Source organism: Streptomyces sp. NPDC031497 (assembly GCF_055580905.1).
Genome location: NZ_JBVIKO010000001.1, coordinates 343,960 through 355,169, shown reverse-complemented (window position 1 = coordinate 355,169; position 11,210 = coordinate 343,960). Strand labels below are relative to the sequence as shown.

The 11,210-nt window shown below is 69.8% G+C and carries 13 protein-coding genes; 9 read left to right on the top strand and 4 right to left on the bottom strand.

Annotated elements, in window-relative coordinates; translation table 11 throughout:
* Positions 1 to 85: 85 nt before the first annotated feature.
* The 3 genes from ACZ5K7_RS01610 to ACZ5K7_RS01600 all read right to left on the bottom strand — a co-directional run bounded on the left by ACZ5K7_RS01610 (position 86) and on the right by ACZ5K7_RS01600 (position 2,281).
* Positions 86 to 289, bottom strand: a complete 204-nt coding sequence (locus ACZ5K7_RS01610) for a cold-shock protein (protein ID WP_351697444.1) — start codon at positions 287 to 289, stop codon at positions 86 to 88.
* A 180-nt stretch (positions 290 to 469) separates the two neighbouring features.
* The gene (locus ACZ5K7_RS01605; RefSeq protein ID WP_351698153.1) at positions 470 to 892 is read right to left on the bottom strand and encodes a hypothetical protein; all 423 of its coding nucleotides are present in this window, start codon (positions 890 to 892) and stop codon (positions 470 to 472) included.
* Between the two features lie 225 nt (positions 893 to 1,117).
* Positions 1,118 to 2,281: an NAD-dependent formate dehydrogenase gene (locus tag ACZ5K7_RS01600; protein WP_468909210.1), complete on the bottom strand. Its 1,164-nt coding sequence runs from the start codon at positions 2,279 to 2,281 to the stop codon at positions 1,118 to 1,120.
* A 200-nt stretch (positions 2,282 to 2,481) separates the two neighbouring features.
* Here ACZ5K7_RS01600 and ACZ5K7_RS01595 point away from each other — a divergent pair, with 200 nt between their 5' ends.
* The 9 genes from ACZ5K7_RS01595 to ACZ5K7_RS01555 all read left to right on the top strand — a co-directional run bounded on the left by ACZ5K7_RS01595 (position 2,482) and on the right by ACZ5K7_RS01555 (position 10,705).
* A complete protein-coding gene (locus ACZ5K7_RS01595; RefSeq protein ID WP_468909208.1) occupies positions 2,482 to 2,925 on the top strand; it encodes a fluoride efflux transporter FluC in 444 nt (147 codons plus the stop codon).
* Entirely contained in the window at positions 2,922 to 3,290 is a 369-nt protein-coding gene (gene crcB / locus ACZ5K7_RS01590) for a fluoride efflux transporter CrcB (protein ID WP_351697452.1), read from the top strand. Before ACZ5K7_RS01595 ends, crcB begins: the two co-directional genes overlap by 4 nt.
* Before the next feature lie 148 nt (positions 3,291 to 3,438).
* The gene (locus ACZ5K7_RS01585) at positions 3,439 to 3,711 is read left to right on the top strand and encodes an FmdB family zinc ribbon protein (protein WP_468909204.1); all 273 of its coding nucleotides are present in this window, start codon (positions 3,439 to 3,441) and stop codon (positions 3,709 to 3,711) included.
* 193 nt (positions 3,712 to 3,904) lie between these two features.
* A complete protein-coding gene (locus ACZ5K7_RS01580) occupies positions 3,905 to 4,543 on the top strand; it encodes an AmiS/UreI family transporter (RefSeq protein ID WP_351697457.1) in 639 nt (212 codons plus the stop codon).
* A 24-nt stretch (positions 4,544 to 4,567) separates the two neighbouring features.
* Positions 4,568 to 5,818 carry a formamidase gene (fmdA, locus tag ACZ5K7_RS01575; protein WP_351697460.1) on the top strand — a complete coding sequence of 417 codons (1,251 nt, stop codon included), beginning with the start codon at positions 4,568 to 4,570 and terminating at the stop codon, positions 5,816 to 5,818.
* Positions 5,819 to 6,137: 319 nt separating this feature from the next.
* Positions 6,138 to 7,253 carry a ribosome small subunit-dependent GTPase A gene (rsgA, locus tag ACZ5K7_RS01570; RefSeq protein ID WP_351697463.1) on the top strand — a complete coding sequence of 372 codons (1,116 nt, stop codon included), beginning with the start codon at positions 6,138 to 6,140 and terminating at the stop codon, positions 7,251 to 7,253.
* Positions 7,254 to 7,380: 127 nt separating this feature from the next.
* Positions 7,381 to 8,778 (top strand): DNA-3-methyladenine glycosylase 2 family protein, encoded by a 1,398-nt coding sequence (locus tag ACZ5K7_RS01565; protein WP_468909849.1) that lies wholly within the window; start codon positions 7,381 to 7,383, stop codon positions 8,776 to 8,778.
* Positions 8,778 to 9,308 carry a methylated-DNA--[protein]-cysteine S-methyltransferase gene (locus tag ACZ5K7_RS01560; RefSeq protein ID WP_468909200.1) on the top strand — a complete coding sequence of 177 codons (531 nt, stop codon included), beginning with the start codon at positions 8,778 to 8,780 and terminating at the stop codon, positions 9,306 to 9,308. Before ACZ5K7_RS01565 ends, ACZ5K7_RS01560 begins: the two co-directional genes overlap by 1 nt.
* Before the next feature lie 215 nt (positions 9,309 to 9,523).
* Entirely contained in the window at positions 9,524 to 10,705 is a 1,182-nt protein-coding gene (locus ACZ5K7_RS01555) for an SGNH/GDSL hydrolase family protein (RefSeq protein WP_468909197.1), read from the top strand.
* 4 nt (positions 10,706 to 10,709) lie between these two features.
* On the opposite strand, the gene ACZ5K7_RS01550 is transcribed toward ACZ5K7_RS01555, so the two are convergent.
* Positions 10,710 to 11,195 (bottom strand): DUF456 domain-containing protein, encoded by a 486-nt coding sequence (locus tag ACZ5K7_RS01550; RefSeq protein ID WP_351697471.1) that lies wholly within the window; start codon positions 11,193 to 11,195, stop codon positions 10,710 to 10,712.
* Between the last annotated feature and the right edge of the window lie 15 nt (positions 11,196 to 11,210).

Genomic DNA, 11,210 nt, shown 5'->3' with positions numbered 1-11,210 from the left:
AGCTTTCTGCCTTCCTGGAAACAGCACAAACCGGGGTCCGCACCATGGCGGTGCCGACCCCGGTGAGGGGATACGCGTCCGGCGATCAGGCGGGGACGATGTTCTCCGCCTGCGGGCCCTTCTGACCCTGCGTGACGTCGAAGGAGACCCGCTGGCCCTCCTGGAGCTCACGGAAGCCCTGGGACGCGATGTTCGAGTAGTGGGCGAAAACGTCGGGGCCGCCGCCGTCCTGCTCGATGAAGCCGAAACCCTTTTCGGCGTTGAACCACTTCACGGTTCCCTGTGCCATGACCTTCTCCGTTCTGTCGGCAGAGGCCCCATCCGGAGATGCCGGAGAACAAATAATGCGCCTGCAGGAGAATATTCCCGTCAGGCGCACATAGGCTTATGGGTACCACAACTGCAACACAGGCAGCTTAGCACAACTCGACGGCACGCCGTGGATCATCGAGGTGCGCGCCGGGGCTCGTCAGAGCTTCCCGCCGATCTCGCAGGCCCGGCACGGCGGTCGGCCGCAGGTGCACTGCATGATGGCGTCGAGGACCCCGCGGTCGTGGTAGAGGCACTCGTCCTTGCAGGTGTGGCGCGGGATGAATCCTGCCGGGATCTCGCCGGGCCACGGCTCGTGGCCGTCCCGGCAGCGGATGAACCGCTCGGGGTCGGCGGAGTGCAGTTCGTGCATGCTCGACCGCGCCTCGTCCTCCAGCTCACGCACTCGCTCCACCAGGGCCTTGAGCTCGGCGGCGATGCCGGAGTACCGGTCGGCGCCGGTCCTTACGTGCGCGGCCCGCAGCGCCATCGCCGCGTTGCCCAGAAACCTGCCGGCATCCTGAAGGTCGGTCACGTGGTGCATCTGAATGCCGGTCACGCCCCGGACCCACACTGCGTCCATGCTCACTGATCCACCTTCCCGGCGTCCGCCTGGTTTCTTACGAGAGATTACCCGCGGCGCCGGTATCCCTGTATATGGAAAACAATCTATTTATGGACGCTAAGGGTTTCGCCTGTGCCCGTCCAGTAAACCGTGGGTGAATCGGCTCACAGCCGGATTGGTGGATCTTCTATTCGATCTGCCGCTGATTTCCTGTCCGTCGGACATCACCCCCGTCCGTGCCGGTCATCCGGGGACCGTGTAGGAGCTCGCTCCCGTCCCGGCCAGCCCACCGCCCTCGACGATCAGGTACTCCGGGCGAATGGGGCGGCCGTCGAGCCAGCACTCCAGGATCTCCCGCGCACCGGCCGCGTAGCGTGCCTGCGCCGAGAGGGTCGACCCGGACACGTGCGGCGTCATCGCCTCGTAGGGCATGGTGCGCCAGGGGTGGTCGGGCGGTGGCGGCTGCGGGTACCAGACGTCACCGGCGTAACCGGCCAGTTGTCCGCTGTTGAGGGCCCGCACCACGGAATCCCGGTTGACGATGAGCGCCCGTGCGGTGTTGACGATGTACGAACCGCGCTTCATGGCCCCGATCAGCTCGTCGTCGAAGAGGTTCTGTGTCTGTGGGTGCAGCGGAGTGTGGATCGAGAGCACATCGACGGAGGAGGCCAGCGAACGGGCGTCGGGATGCCAGGTCAGCTCCAGCTCCTCCTCGACCTCCTTGTCCAGCCGGTGCACGTCGCAGTAGTGCAGCGTGACGTCGAACGGCTTGAGGCGGCGCAGTACCGCCTGGCCGATTCGGCCGGAGCCGAGGACGCCGACGTCCATGCCTTCGAGGTCGTAGGCGCGCGAGACGCTGTCGGCGATGTTCCAGCCCTTCTTGGCGGTCACCCACTCGTGCGCCGGCATGTAGTTGTGCACCAGGGTGAGAATCTGCATCACGGCGTGCTCCGACACGCTGATGCTGTTGCTGAACGTCACCTCGGCCACGGTCATGCCGTGGGCGATGGCGCTCGGCAGGTCGACGTGGTCCGACCCGATCCCCGCGGTGATCGCGAGTCTGAGGCGGGGAGCCGCGGCGATGCGTTCGGGGGTCAGATAGGCGGGCCAGAACGGCTGCGAGACGACCACGTCGGTGTCGGGAAGCTCGCGGTCCAGGGTGGAGTCCGCCCCTTCCTTGTCGCTCGTGACGACAAGGGTGTGCCCCTGGCCCTCCAGGAACCGGCGCAGCCCCAGTTCTCCTGAGACGCAGCCGAGGAGGTGCCCCGGGGTGAAATCGACGGCCTGTGGGGTCGGCGCGGTCTGACCGCCCGGATAGCCGCTGATGGTGGGAATCTCGTCGCGGGCGTAGTCGGGAGGATAACCGCCCACGGGGTCCGGATAGAGCACCGCAAGGATTTTCGCCATGGCCGTCCTCCATCGGTGGGGCCATTGCTCCTGTGAACGGGTACGGCACCGCAAGTCGGCAACGCCGATGATCTTGAATTTTAGTCGAGTGCGCGCCGACATTGCAATCCCCTGGGATAATGGGGGGTGTTCCGGTGGACAGGGATGCGGCTATTTCGATGAGGCTTTTGACAGGAGTTCGGGAGCCGTTCCGCGTACGTGTGCGTGGGGGCGTCCTGGCGGCGGTCGCGCTCGGCGGCCTGCTGGGCGGGACGGCCCGTTACGCACTGGTGCTGGCCTTCCCCGCCCCGGGGGCGGCGTTCCCGTGGACGACGTTCGCCGTCAACGTGTCCGGGGCGTTCGTGCTGGCGCTGCTGCTCGTGCATGTGCTCGAGATCTGGCCCCCGACCCGGTACGTGCGGCCGTTCGCCGCCGTCGGCTTCCTCGGCGCCTTCACCACTTTCTCGACCTGGATGGTCGACACCGATCGCCTGCTGGGTCACGGCCACTACGCGACCGCGGCGTTGAACATCTTCGGGAGCCTCTTCGCCGGCCTGGCCGCCACCGTTCTGGGCCTGGTCATCGGCAGGCTGACAGCGGCCCGGCGCATTCGGATCGACGCCCGGCGCGGGCGCGCCCGCCGGCACGGCCGGTGGATACGGTGATCACCCTGCTCGCCGTCGCCGCGGCGGCCGCCGTCGGGGCGGTCGCGCGTTACGTGCTCGACCAGTACGTGCAGTACCGCAGCCCGGGCGCGTTCCCGCGCGGCACCTGGCTGATCAACGTGACCGGCTCGTTCGTGCTGGGGCTGCTGGTGGGTCTCGGCGCACGGCACGCACTGCCGGAGCAGGTCGTGGTCATTGCCGGTGTCGGTTTCTGCGGCGCCTACACGACATTCTCCACATTCAGTTACGAGTTGATCCACCTGTGTGAGAAAGGGCAGGTCGGCAAAGCCCTGCTGTATGCCGTTTCGAGTATTGCGGTGGGACTTGCGGCAGCAGCGGCGGCGCTCGCCATCGGGTCGTCATGAGAAGGTCCACGCCCGGTCGACCGGTACTTGACACCGGGATTTACGAGACGTCTCCTTGAAGGTAGGAAATGCGCTGTGGCGTGCGCCAGTCGGTGTGCACCGCACGCACTCGGGTCTGGCAGCGTCCACCGGCATCCGGAGGCTGCTGATGGCAACCTATGAATACCTTTGCAGCCGATGCGGGCCCTTCGATGTGAAGTTGGCGATCGGGACGGCACCCAAGGCGTATGGCTGCCCTGTTTGCGCAGGCGCTGCGCGACGTGTGTACTCTTCGCCCGGCCTTACGCAGACCTCGCACGCGGTCACGGCTCTCCATGTCCTGGAGGAGCAGGCGCGTGAGGCCCCTGCAGTGGTCTCCCAATTGCCGCGCCGCAGAAGGTCGCACCCGCACCCGGCGCTCTCGCGGCTGCCGCGTCTCTGAAGGCGGTGGTCGGCAAGGCAGAACGTCTCATGCGGGTTTCGGCATCGGAACACGAAGTCGTTCCCGCAGCGGTGTGCGGAATGCGGAATCACGCAACGCGGGGCCGGGAGCCGAGCCGTATCCTCGGCAGCTCATCGGCGGCTCTGGCGCCACGCGATTCCACTCCCCACGCGGACTTAGGAGGTGTGTCCCCGTGGGAAACGTGGGACTGCTCTTCGTCGGTGCGGTGCTCTTCATGAACGGACTGCTGCTGCTCGGGAAGGTCGAAGCCCGAGCGGGAGCGGTGTTCAACCTTTTCATAGGCGCACTGCAGGTACTGACGCCGACTTACCTCATCTTCACCGCCAACGATGACCCCATGAAGATCCTGGCGGCATCCGGCATCTACCTCTTCGGCTTCACCTACCTCTATGTAGGTGTCGGCCTGCTCGCCGGTCTCGACAGCACGGGCGTCGGCTACTACTCGCTGTTCGTGGCGATTGTCGCCCTGGGATACTCGTACGCCAATTTCCGGCTCCTCAAGGACTACCCCTTCGGGGTCATCTGGCTTTACTGGGCCTACCTGTGGTTCCTGTTCTTCCTGTTGCTCGGCCTCAAGAAGGACGACCTCAAGGTCTATACCGGCTGGGTCACGGCGATCGAAGGCTGGGTCACCGGTGTGATTCCCGCCGCGCTGCTGCTCTCCGGCTACTGGAAGCACCCCACCGAGATCGCCATCGCGCTGGCGGCCTTCGGCGTCGTGGCATTCGCGGGGCTGTGGCCGCGCACTCATAGAAAGCCCCGGCCGTCCTCGGCTGCCCCGCGGGCCGGAGGCGTGGGCGCGCCGACGTGACCGGATCAGAAACGAGGAGTTCTCATGCCTGAGATTGTCTTCAGTGTGGACCACAGCAAGTCGATGCGTGACCAGGCCGTGCCCGGCCACAACAGGTGGCACCCGGACATCCCCACCGTCGCCATGGTGAAGCCGGGAGCGGAGTTCCGCATGGAGTGCCGCGACTGGACCGACTGCCAGGTCGGCAACAACGACACCGCCAACGACGTACGCGACATCGACCTGACCATCCCTCACATGCTCAGCGGCCCGATAGGCGTGGAGGGCGCCGAACCCGGCGACCTGCTCGTCGTCGACATCCTCGACCTCGGCCCCGTGCCGCAGCAGACCGGGGACGCGGCAGGACAGGGTTGGGGCTACACCGGCATCTTCGCCAAGGCCAACGGCGGAGGCTTCCTGACCGACTACTTCCCGGACGCCTACAAAGCGGTATGGGACTTCCACGGACAGCAGGCCGTCTCCCGTCACCTTCCCGGGATCCGCTTCACGGGGATCACCCACCCCGGGCTGTTCGGAACGGCCCCGTCCACCGAGATGCTCGCCCGTTGGAACGCCCGCGAGAAGGCGCTGATCGACACGGACCCCAACCGGGTCCCGCCCCTCGCCGTCCCGCCGGACGCCACCAACGCACTCGCCGGTACGGCCACCGGAGATCTGGCACGCCGCATCGGTGAGGAAGGCGCACGCACGGTGCCGGCGCGCGAGAACGGAGGCAACCACGACATCAAGAACTTCACCCGCGGATCGAGGGTCTTCTACCCCGTACACGTCAAGGACGCGAAGCTGTCCGGAGGCGACCTGCACTTCAGCCAGGGCGACGGAGAGATCACCTTCTGCGGCGCCATCGAGATGGGCGGGTTCATCGACTTCCACGTCGACCTGATCAAGGGCGGCATGGAGACGTACGGCATCTCCACCAACCCCGTGTTCATTCCGGGCAACGTCGAGCCGAGGTACACGGAGTTCCTCACCTTCATCGGGATCTCCGTCGACCACGACACGGACACGAACTACTACCTGGACGCGACGCTGGCCTACCGCCGGGCCTGCCTCAACGCCGTCGAGTACTTCAAGAAGTTCGGCTACAGCGGAGAGCAGGCCTACCTGCTGCTCGGCTCCTCCCCCATAGAGGGACGCATCAGCGGCATCGTCGACATCCCCAACGCCTGCTGCTCGCTGTACGTACCTACCGCGATGTTCGACTTCGAGGTCCGTCCCAGCGCGGCCGGACCGATGAAAGCCGACCGAGGCCACTGTGCGGTGGCCACCGCCTGACCGGGCCCCGGCCGGGGCCCCGCGGATCGCCGACCGCGGGTGTCGTACGGATGAGCCCGGACGGTTAATCGCTGGCGCCGTGCCCTGGAGCGAGGCTACGGTTTCCTCGTTCCCGGGCACGGTCGTGTTCCGTTCCCGAGGAGACAGCGTTGGTTCGTTGAGGAAGCAGGAGGTGAGGACATTGATGACTGTCACGGTGACGGGTGCTGCCCGCATTCACGAGTTCATCATCGTTTCCACCCCTGTGGTCTCCGGCTGACACCCACACATCTTCCGCGCGCCGAGCGCGCCGCCGGGGCCACCCTTCGAAGGGTTTCCCTTGTTCCACACTTCGCTCAACACCTCCGCCACTTCTGATGGCCGGCACGCCCTCGCTTCCTACGGGTGGGATGAAGGCTGGACCGCCGAGTTCGCTCCGCACGCCGAGCAGGGTCTGCTGCCCGGCCGTGTTGTGCGGGTCGACCGTGGGCAGTGCGATGTCGTCACTTCGGCAGGCGTCATTCGTGCCGATACCGAGTTCGTCGTGCCCCGTGACCCGATGAAGATCGTGTGTACGGGGGACTGGGTCGCCGTCGACCCCGAAGGTGACGATCCGCGGTATGTGAGGACGCTGCTGCCTCGGCGTACGGCTTTCGTGCGCTCCACCTCATCCAAGCGGTCCGAGGGGCAGATCCTCGCGGCCAACGTCGACCACGCGATCATCGCGGTGTCCCTCGCCGTCGAGCTCGACCTCGGCCGCGTCGAACGGTTCCTGGCGCTGGCCTGGGAGTCCGGGGCCCAGCCGGTCGTCGTCCTCACCAAGGCCGACCTGGTCCCGGACCCGGTGACGCTCGCGCATCTCGTCCAGGACGTCGAGACGAGCGCGCCCGGCGTGCCGGTCCTCACCGTCAGCGCGGTGGCGGGCGACGGCCTCGACGTCCTCGTCGCGCTCGTCTGCTCCGGTACGTCCGTCCTGCTCGGCCAGTCCGGCGCGGGCAAGTCCACCCTCGCCAACGCGCTGGTCGGCGAGGACGTGATGGACGTCCGGGCCGCCCGGGACATCGACGGCAAGGGACGCCACACCACGACCACCCGCAACCTGCTGGCGCTGCCGGGAGGGGGCGTGCTGATCGACACGCCCGGGCTGCGCGGCGTGGGCCTGTTCGACGCCGGGACCGGGGTCGGGCAGGTGTTCTCCGAGATCGAGGAACTGGCGGAGGGGTGCCGGTTCTCCGACTGCGGGCACGAGAGCGAACCGGGCTGTGCGGTGCGCTTCGCGGTGGAGACCGGGGAACTGCCCGTGCGCCGGCTGGAGAGCTACCGCAAGCTGATGCGGGAGAACCAGTGGATCGTCGCGAAGACGGACGCACGGCTCCGGTCCGAGATCAAGAAGGACTGGAAGAAGAGGGGGGCGGAGGGGAAGGCGGCGATGGAGGCGAAGCGGGGCCGGTGGTAACAGAGGCGGTGGTGGTTGCCGGTCGCGGGCGACCCGTCAACGGCACCCTCCAGGCGCCGGCAAAGGCCAGCCCCACGTCCGAATCCCGCCAGCCCCACCCCTCCCCATCGCCCACACTTGAAGGGTGATGGACGAAGAGACCAGGTACGAGGCGGTGCGCAGCCGGGACGGGCGGTTCGACGGTGCGTTCTTCTTCGCCGTGCGGACCACCGGCATCTACTGCCGTCCCAGCTGCCCCGCCGTCACCCCGAAGCGGCACAACGTCCGCTTCTTCCGCACCGCGGCCGCCGCGCAGGGCTCCGGCTTCCGGGCCTGCCGCCGGTGCCGCCCGGACGCCGTGCCCGGCTCCGCCGAGTGGAACGCCCGCGCCGACGTCGTCGGCCGGGCCATGCGGCTGATCGGCGACGGCATCGTGGACCGGGAAGGCGTCGGCGGCCTCGCCGACCGGCTCGGCTACAGCACGCGCCAGGTTCAGCGGCAGCTCACCGCCGAACTCGGCGCCGGCCCGGTCGCCCTCGCCCGGGCCCAGCGCGCCCACACCGCACGCGTGCTGCTGCAGACCACCGAGCTGCCGATCACGGAGATCGCGTTCGCGAGCGGATTCGCCAGCGTGCGGCAGTTCAACGACACCGTCCGCGCCGTGTACGCCACGACCCCGAGCGCACTGCGCGAGGCGGCGCCCGGCGGCCGGGGCGCCCGGCGCGGCTCGCCGGCCGCCGGGATCCCGCTGCGGCTCGCCCACCGCGGCCCGTACCAGGCCGGCCCCGTCTTCGACCTGCTGGAACGCGAGGCCGTACCCGGTGTGGAGGAGGTCACCGGCGCCCCCGGCGCCCGCACCTACCGCCGTACCCTGCGACTGCCGTACGGCCACGCCGTCGTCGCCGTCGAGGAACGGACCGGTGCCATGGCCGGCGCGGGCGGCGGTGCCCATCCCGGCGGCTGGCTCGACGCCCGGCTGCGCCTCACCGACCCACGCGACCTGACCACCGCCGTACAGCGGCTGCGCCGGCTGTTCGACCTCGACGCCGACCCGTACGCCGTCGACGAGCGGCTCGCCGAGGACCCACGGCTGGCTCCGCTGGTCGCCGCGCGACCGGGGCTGCGCTCACCCGGCGCCGCGGATCCGGCCGAGGCCGCCGTACGGGCCCTGGCCGGCACCGCCGACGCCGAGCGGCTGGTCCAGCGGTACGGCAAGGCACTGGACGCGCCCTCCGGCAGCCTCACCCACCTCTTCCCGGAGGCCGCCGTGCTCGCCGAGGCCGAGCCGGACGGCACCCTCGGCACACTCGCCGCCGCGCTCGCGGACGGCACCGTACGGCTGGACCCGGGCGCCGACCGGGACGACGCGGAGGCGGCCCTGCGGGCCCTGCCCGGACTGGAGCCGGCGGTCGTCGCCGCGATCCGCGTCCGGGCGCTCGGCGACCCCGACGTGGCCGCGCCCGGCCTGGACATACCGGACGACTGGCGGCCCTGGCGGTCCTACGCCGTCCGGCACCTGCTGGTGGAAGGAGAGCTGAGGAACTGATGGGTGTCACGTACTGGACGCGGACCGCCTCGCCGGTCGGGGAACTGCTCCTGACGGCCGACACGGGCGGGGCGTTGACGTCGCTGTCCGTCCCCGGACAGAGGGGCGGCCGCAGCGTCGAGGCGGGGTGGCTCGCGGACGCGGGCCCCTTCCGGGCGGCCGAGGAGCAGCTCGCCGCTTACTTCGCCGGTGAACTGAAGGAATTCCAGCTGGAGTTGAGCGCGCACGGGACGGAGTTCCGGGAGCGGGTGTGGGGTGCGCTGGACGGCGTTCCGTACGGGGGGACGACGACGTACGGGGAGATCGCCGCGCGCATCGGGGCGTCCAGGATGGCGGTACGGGCGGTCGGCGGGGCGATCGGGGCCAACCCGCTGCTGATCGTGCGGCCTTGTCACCGGGTGATCGGGGCGGACGGTTCGATGACCGGGTATGCGGGGGGACTTGAGCGAAAGGCGCGGCTGCTGACCCTGGAGGGGGCGGTGGCGGTGGGTCAGGGCGGCACTGGGGGAGGCACGACTGCCCGCAGCTGAGGAGATGCGGCTGGGACAGCGCCCCGTGAGGGGCGCGGGGAACTGCGCGAGCAACCACCCGCCACCCGCGGCCGGGATGCGGCCCGCAGATCCACGGCGCCGCTCCGTCAGGCACGCGCTCCGCCACCCGGGTGGTCCCCCGGTCAAGTTGCCGCCGCGTTCGCCCTCCGTATGTCACCTTCCCCTCCAGTGGGCCTCAGGAAGGGCGGGTGTGGATGGGCAAGGTCGGGCGGGTCCTCGGCGCGGCGCTGCTGATCGCGATGGGCACGACGGGGCGGGCCGGTGCCGAGTCCGGCCCCTCGCTCTGGGCGGGGAGCTGGGAGACCGCGCCTTCCGGTACCGCTCCCGCCGTACCCGGCGCCGCCTACCGCAATGTCGTCCACCTGAGCGTCGGAGGCAGCGCCGTACGGGTCCGGATCAGCAACCGGCTCGGCAGCGCGCCGCTCCGCCTCGGCGCGGTCACCGTCGCGCTGCGCCGGGGCACCGGCGCGGACGCCGTACCCGGGTCGATGCGCGGTGCCACCTTCGGCGGCGCCGGCACCGCGGTCGTACCCGTCGGGCAGGACCTGGTCAGCGATCCCGTGTCCCTCGCCGCCCCGGCCGCCGCCGATCTGCTGGTCACGGTCGAGACCCCGGGCGACTCCGGTCCCGCCACCTATCACCGCGTCGCGCTCCAGACCAGCTACCTCGCCAGGCACGGCGCGGGCCGGGCCGCCGACGAGGACGGGGCCGCGTACGGCAGGACCACCGGGAACTGGTACTACGTCACCGGCGTCGACGTGCGCAGCGTGACCCTCGGCACCGTGGTCGCCGTCGGCGACTCCCTCACCGACGGCAACGGCTCCTCCTTCGGCGCCAACCACCGCTGGCCCGACCGCCTCGCGGAACGGCTGCGGCCCTTCCGGATCGGCGTCCTCAACGCCGGGATCTCCGGCAACCGGCTGCTGCTCGACAGCACCGGGGGACCGGACGCCCTGACCCGGCTGGACGCCGACGCGCTCACCCGGGCGGGTGTCCGGACCCTGGTCGTCCTCGAAGGCATCAACGACATCAAGGGCACCCCGGAGGCCACCGACCCCGGTGACTTCGTGCGGGCGTACCGGACGATCGTGGCCCGTGCCCACGCGCGCGGGATCCGGGTCGTGGGCGCGACGCTCACGCCCTACGAGGGGTTCAGCGGCTACACCGAGGCCCGGGAGGCCGTACGGCAGCGGGTCAACGCGCTGATCCGCACCCGGCACGTCTTCGACGCGTACGCCGACTTCGACGCCGTCGTCCGCGACCCGGAGCAGCCGACGCGGATCCGGCCCGCCTACGACCCCGGCGACCACCTGCACTTCAACGACGCCGGCATGCGCGCCCTGGCCGCCGCCGTCCGGCTCGTCGACCTGCTGTGAGCCCTCAACCGCCCCAGACCACCGTCACCAGCCAGCCCGCCGTGATCAGCAGGCAGGCGAACAACTCGGCCAGCACGCTGGAGCCGCCCGCGTTCATCGTCGCGCGCAGCGCGGCCGCCGCCTCCGCGCGGCGGCCGAGGCGGAGGCGCTCGTGCAGGTAGATCCCGGCCATGAAACCGGGGATCGCGCCGACCACGGGGAGCAGCACGAAGCCGAGGACGGCGCCGGTACCGGCGTACACGCCCATGCGGGCGGTGGCGCCGCTCGCCCGCAGCCGGCGCGGCGGCAGCGTCCAGCGGACCACCTGGGTGAGCAGGAGGACGACCGTGGCGCCGACCAGGACCGCCCATGCCACCGGACGCGGGTCGTACAGCGCCCACCACAGCACCGCGGCCCACACCAGCCATGAACCCGGCACACCGGGCACCAGTACTCCGCACAGGCCGAGCACCAGCACCAGGCCGACCAGCAGGAGTTCCCCTGCTCCCATCTGCCCAGAGTGCCG